The organism is Streptomyces sp. NPDC032091, assembly GCF_055580265.1.
In genome coordinates, this window is record NZ_JBVILR010000011.1 from 164038 (window position 1) to 180481 (window position 16444).

The 16444-nt window shown below is 75.4% G+C and carries 1 protein-coding gene and 1 pseudogene; both read left to right on the forward strand.

Annotated features, from left to right (window positions below):
- Positions 1 to 56: 56 nt before the first annotated feature.
- Complete coding sequence (locus ACZ5NJ_RS19700; RefSeq protein WP_468766378.1) at positions 57 to 10760, forward strand: type I polyketide synthase; 10704 nt, start codon at positions 57 to 59, stop codon at positions 10758 to 10760.
- Positions 10761 to 10907: 147 nt separating this feature from the next.
- Positions 10908 to 16406, forward strand: a pseudogene (locus ACZ5NJ_RS19705) (type I polyketide synthase); the annotation flags it as partial.
- Between the last annotated feature and the right edge of the window lie 38 nt (positions 16407 to 16444).

The window sequence follows — 16444 nt, forward strand, 5'->3', positions numbered from 1 at the left end:
CCCTCAAGAAGCAGAACCGCCGGCTCCACGACGCCTCCCGTGAACCGATCGCCATCGTGGGCATGGCCTGCCGGCTGCCCGGCGGGGTCGCCGGCCCCGAGGACCTGTGGCGGCTGGTGTCCGAGGGCCGGGACGCCGTCTCCGGGTTCCCCGAGGACCGCGGCTGGGACCTGGAGGGCCTGTTCGACCCGGACCCCGACCGTGCGGGCACCTCGTACGTCGACCAGGGCGGGTTCCTCCACGAGGCCGGCCTGTTCGACGCCGGGTTCTTCGGGATCTCCCCGCGCGAGGCCCTCGCCATGGACCCGCAGCAGCGGCTCCTGCTGGAGACCTCCTGGGAGGCCCTGGAGCGGGCCGGCATCGACCCGGTCTCGCTGAAGGGCGCCGATGTCGGTGTGTTCTCCGGGGTGTTCGGCCAGGGCTACGTCGCCCCCGGCGCCAGCATGGTCACGCCCGAGATCGAGGGCTTCGCCGGCACGGGCGGGTCCACGAGCGTGGCGTCCGGGCGGGTCTCCTACGTCCTTGGTTTCGAGGGCCCGGCGGTGTCGGTGGACACGGCCTGCTCCTCCTCCCTGGTCGCCATGCACCTGGCGGCGCAGTCGCTGCGGCAGGGCGAGTGCTCCATGGCCCTCGCCGGCGGGGCGACCGTCCTGGCCAGCCCGGGCGTCTTCGCCGAGTTCTCCCGGCAGAAGGGCCTGGCCGCCGACGGCCGTTGCAAGGCGTTCGCCGACGCGGCCGACGGCACCGGCTGGGCCGAGGGCGTCGGCGTGGTGGTGCTGGAACGGCTCTCCGTGGCCCGCGAGAAGGGGCACAAGGTACTGGCCGTGCTGCGCGGCAGCGCGGTCAACCAGGACGGCGCCTCCAACGGGCTGACCGCCCCCAACGGCCCGTCCCAGCAGCGCGTCATCCGCGGGGCACTGGCGAACGCCGGGCTCGCCCCGGCGGACGTGGACGTCGTCGAGGGCCACGGCACGGGCACCGCCCTCGGCGACCCCATCGAGGCCCAGGCCGTCCTGGCGACGTACGGGCAGGGCCGGGACGCGGAGCGCCCGCTGTGGCTCGGCTCGCTCAAGTCCAACATCGGCCACACGCAGGCCGCGGCGGGCGTCGCCGGCGTCATCAAGATGGTGGAGGCGCTCCGCAACGGCGTGCTGCCCCCCACCCTGCACGTGGACGTGCCCACCACCGAGGTGGACTGGTCGGCGGGTGCGGTGGAGCTGCTGACCGAGGCGCGGGACTGGCCGCGCGACGGCCGGCCGCGCCGGGCCGGTGTGTCGGCGTTCGGCGTCAGCGGGACGAACGCGCACCTGATCCTGGAGGAGGCCCCTGAGGCCCCTGAGGAGGAGCCCGCTGAGCCGGTGTCGGTGGCGGGTGGTGTGGTGCCGCTGGTGGTGTCGGCGCGCAGCGCCGCCTCCCTGGCCGGACAGGCCGAGCGGCTCGCCGAGTTCCTGGAGGGCGCCGAGGGCGTGTCCCTGGCCGAGGTGGCCGCCTCGCTGGCGTCGGGCCGTTCGGTGTTCGGCGAGCGGGCGGTCGTCACGGCCGACTCCGCCGAGGAGGCCCTGGCCGGGCTGCGGGCACTGGCCCGCGGTGAGGACGCGGCCGGGGTGGTGTCCGGCAGTGCGGGTGCGCTCGGCCCGCTCGTGTGGGTGTTCCCCGGTCAGGGCGCCCAGTGGGCGGGCATGGGCCGGGAACTCCTCGAAGCCTCGCCGGTGTTCGCCGAGCGCGTCGCGGAGTGCGCCGCCGCGCTGGAGCCGTGGACCGACTGGTCGCTGACCGAGGTCCTGCGGGGCGAGGCCCCGCCGGAGCTGCTCGACCGCGTGGACGTGCTCCAGCCCGCGAGCTTCGCCGTCATGGTCGCCCTCGCGGCCGTGTGGCAGTCGGTGGGCGTTCAGCCCGACGCGGTCCTCGGCCACTCGCAGGGTGAGATCGCCGCCGCCTGCGTGGCGGGTTCCCTGTCGCTGGAGGACGCGGCCCGGGTGGTGGCCCTGCGCAGCCAGGCCATCGCCAAGGAGCTCGCCGGCCGGGGCGGGATGGCCTCCGTCGCACTGAGCGCCGAAGCGGCGGCCGCGAAGCTGGCACCGTGGGCGGACCGGGTCGAGGTGGCCGCGGTCAACAGCCCGTCGTCCGTGGTGATCGCCGGTGATGCCGAAGCGCTCGACGAGGCCCTGGAGGCACTGGCCTTGGAGGGCATCCGGGTCCGCCGGGTCGCCGTGGACTACGCCTCGCACACCCGGCACGTCGAAGCCATCGAGGAGCTGCTCGCCGAAACCCTGTCCGGGGTGGACGCCCTGGCTCCCGCGATCCCCTTCTACTCGACCGTCACGGGCGGCTGGGTCGCCGAGGCCGGTGTCCTGGACGGCGGCTACTGGTACCGCAACCTGCGCGGCCAGGTCGGCTTCGGCCCGGCCGTCGCCGAACTGGCCTCGCAGGGTTACGGGGTGTTCCTGGAGGTCAGTGCCCACCCGGTGCTGGTCCAGCCGGTCAACGAGACCGTGGACGGACTCGACACCGACGTCGTGGTGACCGGCTCGCTGCGCCGCGAGGACGGCGGCCCGCGCCGCCTGTACGCCTCCATGGCCGAGCTCTTCGTCCACGGTGTGGACGTGGACTGGGCCGCGCTCCTGCCCGCCACGACGGCGCGGGTCGAGCTGCCGACGTACGCCTTCGAGCACCGGCACTACTGGCTGAAGGACACCGGCGCCGCGACGGACGCGGCCTCCCTGGGACAGACGCAGGTCGATCACCCGCTGCTCGGCGCGGTGGTCCGGCTGCCGCAGTCCGACGGGTTCATCTTCACCTCCCGCCTCTCCCTGCGCACGCACCCCTGGCTCGCCGACCATGCCGTCAGCGGCGTGGTCATCCTCCCCGGCTCCGGGCTGGTCGAGCTGGCCGTGCGCGCCGGCGACGAAGCCGGCTGCGAGCTGCTGGAGGAACTCGTCATCGAGGCGCCGCTGGTCGTCCCCGACCACGGCGGCGTACGGGTGCAGGTGGCGCTCGGCGCGCCCGGCGAGAACGGCTCGCGCTCCGTGGCCGTGTACTCCCTGCGCGAGGACGCCGAGGCCGACGCGTGGACGCGGCACGCCACCGGCGTCCTGTCGGCCACGGCCCAGCCGGCCGCCGCCGCCTTCGACTTCACCGCCTGGCCTCCGGCCGGCGCGCAGCCGGTCGAGGCCGGCGGGTTCTACGGCGACCTGGTCGAACGCGGCTACGGGTACGGGCCCGCGTTCCAGGGCCTGCGGGCGGTCTGGCGGCGCGACGGCGAGGTCTTCGCCGAGGTCGCCCTGCCCGACGAGTACCGCAAGGACGCCGGCGGGTACGGGGTCCACCCCGCGCTGCTGGACGCGGCCCTCCAGGCCGGGACCTTCGCCCACGCGGGCGCGGCGGACGAGGAGCCCGGGGAGCCGGTGCTGGCGTTCGCGTGGAACGGGCTGGCCCTGCACGCCTCCGGGGCCTCGGCCCTGCGCGTACGGGTCGCCCGGAAGGGAGCGGACGCGCTGTCGTTCCAGGCCGCCGACGAGACCGGCGGGCTGGTGGTGAGCCTGGACTCGCTGGTCTCCCGTCCGGTGTCCGCCGGGCAGCTGGAGACCCCGGCGGACAGCGCGGTCGCCAACGCGCTGTTCCGGGTGGAGTGGAGCGAGCTCCCGCAGCCGGAGGAGGAGGTCGACGACGTCCTGACGTGGGCGCCCGTCGCCACCGCCGAGGAGGTCTCGGCGCTGTCCGAGGCCCTGGCGGCCACCGAAGGCGTATCACTGGTCGCGGTCCTGGAGGCCGTCGGCGACGGCGGCGCGGACCCGGTGCTGGACCTGGCCTCCCGCGTGCTGGAAGTGATGCAGGCATGGCTGGCCGGGACCGCGCTGGAGGAGTCCCAGCTGGTCATCGCGACCCGGGGCGCCGTGCCCGCCGGCGCCGGCGGCACGGTGACCGACCCCGCCGGCGCCGCGGTGTGGGGCCTGGTGCGCGCCGCGCAGGCCGAGAACCCGGACCGGATCGTCCTGGTGGACGTCGACCCGGCCGCCGAAGGCGCCACGGACTCCGTGATGGACTCCGTCCTCGGTGCCGTACTGGCCAGCGGTGAGCCGCAGGTCGCCGTACGCGGGACCACGCTCTCCGTGCCCCGCCTCGCCCGCGCCGCCGCGCAGGTCCCGGACCTCCCGGCGACCTTCACCCCCGAGGGCACGGTCCTCGTCTCGGGCGCCGGATCACTGGGCGGCCTGGTGGCCCGGCACCTGGTGGCCCGGCACGGCGTGCGCCACCTGCTGGTGGCCAGCCGCCGCGGACCGGCCGCCGAGGGCATGACGGAACTCGTCGCCGAACTGGCCGAGCGGGGTGCCGAGGTCTCCGTGGCGGCCTGCGACCTCTCCGACCGCGACCAGCTCGCCGCGCTGCTGGCGTCCGTACCGGCCGAGCACCCCCTCTCCGGGGTCGTCCACACGGCCGGCGTGTTCGACGACGGCCTGATCGGGGCCCTGACCAGGGAACGGCTCGCCGGGGTGTTCGCACCGAAGGTGGACGCGGTACGCCACCTGGACGAGCTGACCCGGGGCCTGGACCTCGACGCCTTCGTCGTGTTCTCGTCCGTCGCGGGCCTGTCCGGCGGCGCCGGACAGGGCAACTACTCGTCCGCCAACCACTTCCTCGACGGCCTGATGGACCACCGCCGGGCCGCCGGCCTGCCGGGCCTCTCCCTGGCCTGGGGCCTGTGGGAGCAGTCCCTCGGCATGGCCTCGCACCTCAGCAGCGTCGACCAGGCCCGGGCGAGCCGCAGCGGTGTGCTGGAGATATCGGCCGCCGAGGGCATGGGCCTGTTCGACGCCGCCCTCGACGCCGGACAGCCGCTGCTCGTGCCCGTCAAGCTGGACCTGCGCGGGATACGGTCCGACGCGGCGGCCGGCGGCGCCGTCCCGTACCTGCTGCGCGGCCTCGTCAAGGCCGGCCGGCAGCAGGCGCAGGCGGGGGCCACCGCCGACGAGGGCCGCAGGCTCTCCGCACGGCTGGCCGGACTCCCGGCCCCGGAGCAGGAGGCCCTCCTCCTCGACCTGGTGCGCACCCAGGCCGCCGTCGTCCTCGGCCACACCGGGCCGGGCGGGGTCCGGGCCGACATGGCGTTCAAGGACGTCGGGTTCGACTCCCTCACCTCCGTCGAGCTCCGCAACCGGGTCCGTGAGGCGACCGGCCTGAAACTGCCGGCCACGCTCGTCTTCGACTATCCGACCCCGCTGGCCCTCGCCCGCTACCTGCGCGAGGAGTTCGGCGACACGACGGCGCCCGCCCCTGTCGAGCGGACGGCCACCGCGGCCGCCGACGCCGGCGAGCCGATCGCGATCGTCGGAATGGCCTGCCGCTACCCCGGCGGCGTCTCCTCGCCCGAGGAGCTGTGGAAGCTGGTGTCCGAGGGCCGCGACGCCGTCTCCGGGTTCCCCGACGACCGCGGCTGGGACCTGGAGGCCCTGTTCGACCAGGACCCCGACCAGGCCGGCACCTCGTACGTCGACCAGGGCGGATTCCTCCAGGGCGCGGGCCTGTTCGACGCCGGTTTCTTCGGGATCTCCCCGCGCGAGGCCCTCGCCATGGACCCGCAGCAGCGGCTCCTGCTGGAGACCTCCTGGGAAGCCCTGGAAGGCACCGGCATCGACCCGTTCTCGCTCAAGGGCAGCGACGTGGGCGTCTTCTCCGGCGTCTCCAGCCAGGGCTACGGCACCGGCACGGTCGCACCCGAGGTCGAGGGCTTCGCCGGCACGGGCCTCGCCCCGAGCGTGGCGACCGGCCGCGTGTCGTACGTCTTCGGCCTGGAGGGCCCCTCGGTGTCCGTGGACACCGCGTGCTCGTCCTCCCTGGTCGCCATGCACCTGGCCGCGCAGTCGCTGCGCCAGGGCGAGTGCTCCATGGCACTGGCCGGCGGCGCGATGGTGATGGCCACGCCCGGAGCCTTCCTCGCCTTCTCCCGGCAGCGCGGCCTGGCGACCGACGGCCGCTGCAAGGCCTTCGCGGACGGCGCCGACGGCATGGGCCTCGCCGAGGGCGTCGGCGTGGTCGTCCTGGAACGGCTGTCGGTGGCGCGGGAACGCGGCCACCGCGTGCTGGCGGTGCTGCGCGGCAGCGCCGTCAACCAGGACGGCGCCTCCAACGGCCTCACGGCGCCCAGCGGACCCTCGCAGCAGCGGGTGATCCGCAAGGCGCTGGCCGGCGCCGGGCTCGCCCCGTCCGACGTGGACGTCGTCGAGGGCCACGGCACGGGCACGGCCCTGGGCGACCCGATCGAGGCCCAGGCGCTCCTCGCCACCTACGGCAAGGGCCGTGACGCGCAGCGGCCGCTGTGGCTGGGCTCCCTCAAGTCCAACATCGGGCACACGCAGGCCGCCGCGGGCGTCGCCAGCGTCATCAAGATGGTGCAGGCCCTGCGCCACGGGGTCATGCCCCCCACCCTGCACGTCCAGCGCCCCACCACCGAGGTGGACTGGACGGCGGGCGCGGTGGAACTGCTCACCGAGGCCCGCGCGTGGCCGCGCGACGGCCGGCCGCGCCGTGCGGGCGTCTCCTCGTTCGGCGTCGGCGGCACGAACGCCCACCTCATCCTGGAGGAGGCCCCGGCCGAAGCCGCGGAGGAGACCGCGACACCGGCCCCGGCCCCGATGGCGGGTGGTGTGGTGCCGCTGGTGGTGTCGGCGCGCAGCGCCGCCTCCCTGGCCGGACAGTCCGAGCGGCTGGCGGGGTTCCTGGAGGACGCCGACGCGGTGTCACCGGCGGACCTGGCCGGGGCGCTGACCACCGGCCGCGCGGTCTTCGGCGAACGCGCGGTGGTCCTCGCGGGCTCGGCCGAGGAGGCGCTGACCGGGCTGCGGGCACTGGCCCGGGGTGAGGACGCGGCCGGTGTGGTGTCCGGCAGTGCGGGTGCGCCGGGGCGGGTGGTCTGGGTGTTCCCCGGCCAGGGTTCGCAGTGGGCCGGTATGGGCCGTGAACTGCTGGATTCGTCACCGGTGTTCGCGGCGCGGGTCGCGGAGTGCGCTGCCGCGCTGGAGCCGTGGGTCGACTGGTCGCTGACCGAGGTCCTGAGGGGTGAGGCGGCGCCCGAGCTGCTGGAGCGGGTGGACGTGCTCCAGCCGGCGAGCTTCGCGGTGATGGTGGGTCTGGCCGCCGTGTGGCGGTCCGTGGGTGTTCAGCCCGACGCGGTGCTCGGGCATTCGCAGGGTGAGATCGCCGCCGCGTGCGTCTCCGGTGCGCTGTCGTTGGAGGACGCGGCCCGGGTGGTGGCCCTGCGCAGTCAGGCCATCGCCGAGGAGTTGGCCGGGCGGGGCGGGATGGCCTCCGTCGCGCTGAGCGCCGACGAGGCCGTGGCCCGGCTGGAGCGGTGGGCGGACCGGGTCGAGGTGGCGGCGGTCAACAGCCCGTCGTCCGTGGTGATCGCCGGTGATGCCGAGGCGCTGGACGAGGCCTTGGAGGCGCTGGCCTTCGAAGGCGTCCGCGTCCGCCGCGTCGCCGTCGACTACGCGTCCCACACCCGGCACGTCGAAGCCATCGAGGAGCTGCTCGCCGAGACCCTCGCGGGCATCGCCGCGAAGGCGCCGACGGTGCCGTTCTTCTCCACGGTCACCGGCAGTTGGGTCGAAGAGGCCGACGTCCTGGACGGCGGCTACTGGTACCGCAACCTGCGCGGACAGGTCGGCTTCGGCCCTGCCGTCGCCGAACTGGCCTCGCAGGGCTACGGGGTGTTTCTGGAGGTCAGCGCGCACCCGGTGCTCGTGCAGCCGATCGCGGAGACCGTCGACGGCCTCGACACCGACCTGGTCGTGACCGGCTCCCTGCGCCGTGAGGACGGTGGCCCGCGCCGCCTGCTGACCTCCATGGCCGAGCTGTTCGTCCGAGGCGTCGACCTCGACTGGAGCGGTGTCCTGCCGCAGCCGGCCCGGCGTGTGGAGCTGCCGACGTACGCCTTCGACCACCGGCACTACTGGCTGCACCTCGCCGAGTCGGCGACCGACGCGGCCTCCCTCGGCCAGGCGACCGCCGACCACCCGCTGCTCGGCGCGGTGGTCCAGCTGCCGCAGTCCGACGGGCTCGTCTTCACCTCCCGGCTCTCCCTGCGCACGCACGCCTGGCTCGGCGACCACCGTGTCGGCGGCCTGGTGCTCCTCCCCGGCACCGGCCTCGTGGAACTCGCCGTACGCGCCGGGGACGAGGCCGGGTGCGGGCTCCTGGAGGAGCTCGTGACCGAGACGCCGCTGGTCGTCCCCGACCACGGCGGGGTCCGGCTCCAGGTCGCGGTCGGCGCGCCCGGCGAGAGCGGCTCGCGCACCGTGGAGATCTACTCCCGCCGCGAGGACGCCACCGACGGCGACGGCTGGACGCGGCACGCCACCGGCATGCTGTCCGCCGGCGGCCGGCCCGCCGGCAGGGGGTTCGACTTCGCGGCCTGGCCCCCGGCCGGTGCCCAGCAGGTCGACATCAGTGCCGGCTACGCCCTGCTCGCCGAGATGGGATACGCGTACGGGCCCACGTTCCAGGGCATGCGGGCGGTCTGGCGGCGCGGCGAGGAGCTCTTCGCCGAGGTCGCCCTGCCCGAGGAGCAGCGCAAGGAGGCCGCCGCGTTCGGCCTGCACCCCGCGCTGCTGGACGCGGCCCTCCAGACCGGGACGTTCAGCGCGGCGGCGGGCCCGGCGGACGAGGAGTCCGGCGAGCCGGTGATGCCGTTCGCGTGGAACGGGCTGGCCCTGCACGCCGCCGGGGCCTCGGCCCTGCGGGTGCGGGTCGCGCCGAGCGGTCCGGACGCGCTGTCGTTCCAGGCCGCCGACGAGACCGGCAGCCCGGTGGTCACCCTGGACTCGCTGGTCCTGCGACCGGTCGACGTCGAGCGGCTCGGCGCGACGGCCGACGCCGCGGCCGCCACCTCGCTCTTCCGGGTGGAGTGGACCGAGACGGCCGCCGCCGACGGGGCGGACTCCGGCCCGTCGTGGCTGCCGGTGACCGACGCCGCCGACGTGGCGGACCTGGCCGGGCGCGCCGCAGCCGCGGTGGTACCGGTGCTGGAGGCCGTCGGCGGCGGGGGTTCGGCGCTGGAGCTGACCTCGCGCGTGCTGGGGGTCGTGCAGGCGTGGCTGGCGGGCTCCGGTCCGGAGGAGTCGCGGCTGGTCGTGGCCACTCGGGGTGCGGTGCCGGCGGGGGAGAGCGGTGCGGTGACCGACCCGGCCGGGTCGGCGGTGTGGGGTCTCGTCCGGGCCGCGCAGGCGGAGAACCCGGACCGGATCGTCCTCGTCGACGTCGACCCCCTCGCCGAAGGCGGTACGGACTCGGTGCTGGATTCCGTCCTCGCCGGCGTACTGGCCTGCGGCGAACCGCAGGTCGCGGTCCGCGGGGCGGCCCTGCTGGTGCCGCGCCTCGCCCGCGCCGCCGGGCCGGTGGCGCAGGCTCCCGCGGTCTTCGCCCCGGAGGGCACCGTCCTGGTCTCGGGCGCCGGTTCGCTGGGCGCGCTCGCGGCCCGCCGTCTGGTCTCCGTCCACGGCGTACGGCACCTGCTGCTGGCCAGCCGCCGCGGCCCGCGGGCCGAAGGGGTCGAGGAACTGGTCGCCCAGCTGACCGAGCTGGGCGCCACCGTCACGGTGGCGGCCTGCGACCTCTCCGACCGGGCCCAGGCCGAAACGCTGCTGGCGTCCGTACCGACCGGGCACCCGCTCACCGGTGTCGTGCACACCGCCGGGGTCTTCGACCCGGGCGTCATCGGGACGCTGACCCCGGAGCGGCTGGCCGGGGTGTTCGCACCGAAGGTCGACGCCGTCACGCACCTCGACGAGCTGACGCGGGGCCTGGACCTGGACGCGTTCGTCGTCTACTCCTCCGCCTCCTCCGTCTTCATGGGCGCCGGCAGCGGCGCCTACGCGGCAGCCAACGCCTTCCTCGACGGCCTGATGGACCACCGCCGGGCCGCCGGCCTGCCGGGCCTCTCCCTGGCCTGGGGTCCCTGGGAACAGGTCACCGGCATGGCCACCACCATCGACGAGCTCACCAAGAACCGGATGAGCCGGCGAGAGGGACGCGGCGGAGTCCAGGCGCTCGGATCCGCCGAGGGCATGGAGCTCTTCGACGCCGCCCTCGGATCGGCCCAGTCGCTCCTCGTCCCGGTCAACGTGGACCTGCGCGCGGTACGGGCCGACGCGGCGGCGGGCGGCGGCGTACCGCCCCTGCTGCGCGGACTGGTCCCCGCGGGCCGGCAGCAGGCCAGGGCGGGCGGCACGGGTCAGGAGTCCCGGAACCTCACCGACCGGCTCGCCGGGCTCACCGCGGCGGAGCAGGAGGCCCTGCTCCTCGACCTGGTCCGCACCCAGGCGGCGGCCGTGCTCGGGCACACCGGCCCGGGCGGCCTCCGGGCCGAGACGGCGTTCAAGGAGGCCGGGTTCGACTCGCTCACCTCGGTCGAGCTCCGCAACCGGGTCCGCGAGGCGACGGGGCTGAAGCTCCCGGCGACGCTGGTCTTCGACTACCCGAGCCCGCTGGTCCTCGCCCGCCACCTGCGCGCGGAGTGCGGCGTCGAGGAGGCGTCCCCGGCCGACCCGGTGCTGGCCGGCCTCACCGGCCTGGAGGCGGCCATCGAGTCCGCCGCCGCCGACGAGGAGGCGCGCGAGCGGATCACCGTACGCCTGCGGGAACTGCTGAAGGCAGCCGAGGCGGCGGCCCGTCCGGGCACCGCTCAGGGAGGCGCGGACGCCTCCGACGAGGATCTCGAAACCGCTGACGACGAAGAGCTGTTCGCGATCTTCGACCGGCTCGACTGAGCCGGATCGTACGGCCGGGCCCGCACGGGCGTGCCCGGCCGTACCCCCCCGCACCCGGTGCGGGACCCCCACAGCAATCGCTCACATCACCTTTCCTTGGAGCTGAATCCAGTGGCTGACGAGGCACAACTCCGCGACTACCTCAAGAAGGCCATCGCCGACGCCCGCGATGTCCGCAAGCGGCTGCGCGAGGTCGAGGACCAGGCGCGCGAGCCGATCGCCATCGTCTCCATGGCCTGCCGCTACCCCGGCGGTGTGTCCTCTCCCGAAGACCTGTGGCGGCTGGTGTCCGAGGGCCGGGACGCGGTCTCCGGGTTCCCCGAGGACCGCGGCTGGGACCTGGAGGCCCTGGTCGACCCTGACCCCGACCACGCCGGCACCTCCTACACCGACCAGGGCGGATTCCTCCAGGGCGCGGGCCTGTTCGACGCCGGTTTCTTCGGGATCTCCCCGCGCGAGGCCCTCGCGATGGACCCGCAGCAGCGCCTGCTCCTGGAGACCTCGTGGGAGGCCCTGGAGCGGGCCGGCCTCGACCCGTACGCACTCAAGGGCGCGGACGTCGCCGTGTTCTCCGGGGTTTCCGGCCAGGGGTACGGCGCCGGCGCCGGCGTGGTGCCCCCGGAGGTCGAGGGCTTCGCGGGCACCGGAGCGGCGTCCTGCGTGGCCTCGGGCCGGGTGTCGTACGTCTTCGGTTTCGAGGGGCCGGCCCTGTCGATCGACACCGGCTGCTCCTCGTCGCTCGTGGCCATGCACCTCGCCGCCGAGTCGCTGCGGCGCGGCGAGTGCTCGATGGCCCTCGCCGGCGGCGCGATGGTGATGGCGACCCCCGGCTCCTTCATGGCCTTCTCCCGGCAGCGCGGCCTGGCGACCGACGGCCGCTGCAAGGCCTTCGCCGACGGCGCGGACGGCATGGGCCTCGCCGAGGGCGTCGGCGTGGTGCTGCTGGAGCGCCTCTCGGTGGCCCGCGAGAAGGGGCACAAGGTACTGGCCGTGCTGCGCGGCAGCGCCGTCAACCAGGACGGCGCCTCGAACGGGCTGACCGCCCCCAACGGCCCGTCCCAGCAGCGGGTCATCCGCGGGGCGCTCGCCGGCGCCGGACTCACCCCCGCCGACGTGGACGTGGTGGAGGGGCACGGCACGGGCACGGCCCTGGGCGACCCGATCGAGGCACAGGCGCTCCTCGCCACCTACGGCAAGGGCCGGGACCCGGAGCGGCCGCTGTGGCTGGGCTCGCTGAAGTCCAACATCGGGCACACGCAGGCCGCGGCGGGCGTCGGCAGCGTCATCAAGATGGTGGAGGCGCTGCGGCACGGCGTGATCCCCCCGACCCTGCACGCACAGCGGCCCACGACCCAGGTGGACTGGTCGGAGGGCGCGGTGGAGCTGCTGACCGAGGCGCGGGAGTGGCCGCGCTCCGGGCGGCCGCGCCGGGCGGGCGTCTCGTCCTTCGGGGTCAGCGGGACGAACGCGCACCTGATCCTGGAGGAGGCCCCTGAGGCCCCTGAGGAGGAGCCCGCGGAGCCGGTTTCCGCGCCCGGTGGTGTCGTGCCGCTGGTGGTGTCGGCGCGCAGCGCCGCCTCCCTGGCCGGACAGGCCGAGCGGCTGGCGGGGTTCCTGGAGGACGCCGAGGGCGTGTCCCTGGCGGAGGTGGCCGCCTCGCTGGCGTCGGGCCGTTCGGTGTTCGGCGAGCGGGCGGTCGTCACGGCCGACTCGGCCGAGGAGGCCCTGGCCGGGCTGCGGGCACTGGCCCGCGGTGAGGACGCGGCCGGTGTCGTGAGCGGCAGTGCGGGTGCACTGGGCTCGGTCGTGTGGGTGTTCCCGGGGCAGGGTTCGCAGTGGGCCGGTATGGGTCGTGAACTGCTCGATTCCTCACCGGTGTTCGCGGCGCGGATCGCGGAGTGCGCTGCCGCGCTGGAGCCGTGGGTCGACTGGTCGCTGGTCGACGTGCTGCGGGGTGAGGCTGCGCCGGAGCTGCTGGAGCGGGTGGATGTCCTCCAGCCGGCGAGTTTCGCGGTGATGGTGGGTCTGGCCGCCGTGTGGCGGTCGGTGGATGTCAAGCCGGATGCGGTACTGGGGCATTCGCAGGGTGAGATCGCCGCCGCGTGCGTCTCCGGGGCGCTGTCGCTGGAGGACGCGGCCCGGGTGGTGGCCCTGCGCAGCCAGGCCATTGCCAAGGAGCTCGCCGGGCGGGGTGGGATGGCTTCCGTCGCGCTGAGCGCCGACGAGGCGGCCGCTAAGGTGGCGCCGTGGGCGGACCGGGTCGAGGTCGCCGCCGTCAACGGGCCCACCTCGGTGGTCGTCGCCGGCGACGCCGAGGCGCTGGACGAGGCCCTGGAGGCGCTGGCCTTCGAGGGCGTCCGCGTACGACGCGTCGCGGTGGACTACGCGTCCCACACCCGGCACGTCGAGGCGATCGAGGAGCTGCTCGCCGAGACCCTCGCGGGCATCGCGGCGAAGGCGCCGACGGTGCCGTTCTTCTCCACGGTCACCGGCAGTTGGGTCGAAGAGGCCGACGTCCTGGACGGCGGCTACTGGTACCGCAACCTGCGCGGACAGGTCGGCTTCGGCCCTGCCGTCGCCGAACTGGCCTCGCAGGGTTACGGAGTGTTCCTGGAGGTCAGCGCCCACCCGGTGCTGGTCCAGCCGATCAACGAGACCGTCGACGGTACGGACGCCGACGTCGTCGTGACCGGTTCGCTGCGCCGTGAGGACGGTGGCCCGCGCCGCCTGTACGCCTCCATGGCCGAGCTCTTCGTCCGGGGCGTGGACATCGACTGGGCCGCGCTCCTGCCGGCCCCCACCACGCGCGTGGAGCTGCCGACGTACGCCTTCGAGCACCGGCACTACTGGCTCCACGCCACCGAGACCGCCACCGACGCGGCCTCCCTCGGCCAGGCCGAGACCGGGCACCCGCTGCTCGGTGCGGTGGTCCGGCTGCCGCAGTCCGACGGGCTCGTCTTCACCTCCCGCCTGTCGGTGCGTTCGCACCCCTGGCTGGCCCAGCACGCCATCGGCGGCGTGCTGCTCGTCCCCGGCACCGGGCTGGTGGAACTGGCCGTGCGCGCCGGTGACGAGGTGGGCTGCGGGCTGCTGGAGGAGCTCGTCATCGAGGCGCCGCTCGTGGTCCCCGACCACGGCGGGGTCCGGGTGCAGGTCGCGGTCGGCGCGCCCGGCGAGAACGGCTCGCGCCCCGTCGACATCTACTCCCTGCGCGAGGACGCCGACGCCGGCGACGGGTGGACCCGGCACGCCACCGGCACCCTGTCGCCCGCACCGGCCACGCCCGCCGCAGGCTTCGACTTCGCCGCCTGGCCGCCGGCCGGGGCACAGCCGCTCGACGTGGACGCCCCCGCGTTCTACGACGACCTGCGGGCGCACGGTCTGGCGTACGGGCCGGCGTTCCAGGGCCTGCGGGCGGTGTGGCGGCGCGGCGAGGAGGTCTTCGCCGAGGTCGCCCTGCCCGAGGAGGAGCGCAAGGAGGCCGGTGCGTTCGGCCTGCACCCGGCCCTCCTGGACGCCGCACTCCAGGCCGGGACCTTCACCCCCTCCGCCGGTACGGCGGGGGAGGAGGGGGCCGGGGAGCCGCGGCTGGCGTTCTCCTGGAACGGGTTCGCGCTGCACGCCGCCGGGGCCCCGGCCCTGCGGGTACGGGTCGCGCCGAGCGGTCCGGACGCGCTGTCCTTCCAGGCCGCCGACGAGACCGGCGGGCTCGTGGTGAGCCTGGACTCGCTGGTGTCCCGTCCGGTGTCCGCCCAGCAGCTGGAGACCGCGGCCCGGAGCGGGCACTCCGACGCCCTGTTCGCGGTGGAGTGGACCGAGCTGGCGCCGCCCGCCGAGGGGGCCGCGCCGTCCTGGGCGCCCGTGGCCGACGCCGCCGACGTGACGGCCCTCGCCGAGGGCGGGCCGGTGCCCGCCGTCGCGCTGCTGGAGGCCGTCGGTGACGAGGACTCCGTCCTGGCCCTGACCTCCCGCGTGCTGGGCGCCGTCCAGGCCTGGCTGGCCGGGGCCGGCCCGGAGGAGTCGCGGCTGGTCGTGGCCACGCGGGGCGCCGTGCCCGCCGGTGACGGCGGTACCGTGACCGACCCCGCCGCCTCGGCGGTGTGGGGCCTCGTCCGGGCCGCGCAGGCCGAGAACCCCGACCGGCTCGTCCTCGTCGACCTCGACCCCACCGCCGAAGGGGGAGCGGAGCCGGTGCTCGGCGCCCTCCTCGCCTGCGGCGAACCGCAGGTCGCCGTACGCGGGACCGGCCTCTCCGTCCCCCGGCTCGTCCGGACCGGCGGCGACGCCCCGGACGTCCCCGCGGTGTTCGCCCCCGACGGCACCGTCCTCGTCTCCGGCGGCGGCTCGCTGGGCTCCCTGATCGCCCGGCACCTCGTCGTCCGGCACGGCGTACGGCACCTGCTGCTGGCCAGCCGCCGGGGCCCGCAGGCCGAAGGCGTCCGCGAGCTCGTCGCCGAGCTGACGGCCGAGGGCGCCGACGTCACCGTGGCGGCCTGTGACCTGTCCGACCGCAGCCAGGCCGAGGCGCTGCTGGCCTCCGTCCCGGCCGGTCACCCCCTCACCGGCGTCGTCCACACCGCGGGCGTGTTCGAAGCCGGGCTGGTCGAGGCGCTGACGCCCGGACAGCTCGCGAAGCTGTTCGCCCCCAAGGTCGACGCGGTGCGCCACCTCGACGACCTCACCCGGGGCCTCGACCTCGACGCGTTCATCGTCTACTCCTCCGCCTCCTCCGTCTTCATGGGCGCCGGCAGCAGCGGTTACGCGGCCGCCAACGCCTTCCTCGACGGACTGATGGACCACCGCCGGGCCGCCGGCCTGCCCGCCCTCTCCCTCGCCTGGGGCACGTGGGCCCACGCCACCAACATGACCACCCACCTCAGCGCCGACGACCAGGCGCGCATGAGCCGCCGCGCCAGCCGCGACGGGGTCGTGGCGCTCACCCCCGCCGAGGGGATGGAACTGTTCGACGCCGCCGTGGCGGCCGGCCGGCCCCTGCTGGTGCCGGCCAGGCTCGACCTGCGGGGCGTCCGGGCCGGCGCCGCGGCGCGCGGCGGCGTACCGCACCTGCTGCGCGGACTGGTCCCCGTGGGCCGGCAGCAGGCGCGGGCGGCGGCCGCGGGGGACGGCGGCGGGCTGACGCGCCGGCTGGCCGAACTCGACGCGGCCGGGCAGGAGGCGCTGCTCCTCGACCTGGTGCGCACCCAGGCCGCGCTCGTGCTCGGGCACACCGACCCGGCGGGCATCCGGGCGGAGACGGCGTTCAAGGACGTCGGCTTCGACTCGCTCACCTCGGTCGAACTGCGCAACCGGGTCCGCGAGGCGACCGGCCTGAAGCTCCCGGCCACGCTCGTCTTCGACCACCCCACCCCGCTGATCCTCGCCCGCCACCTGCGCGACGGGCTCGGGATCGGCGACGACGCCCTGGCCCGGGTGAACTCCCGGCTGGAGGACGTCGAATCACTGATCGGCACCCTGACCCTCGACGCGTCCACGAAGGCCGGCATCGCGCTGCGCCTCCAGGGACTGCTGGCCAGGTGCAACGGAGCGCTCGGCACGTCGGACGCCCCCACGGTCGCCGACCAGCTGGAATCCGCCTCCGCAGACGAGATCTTCGAATTCATCGACGGCGAATTCGGCCTCCTCTGACACCGGTTCAGGCCCCGCGCTCCCCCACCACTTCGTAA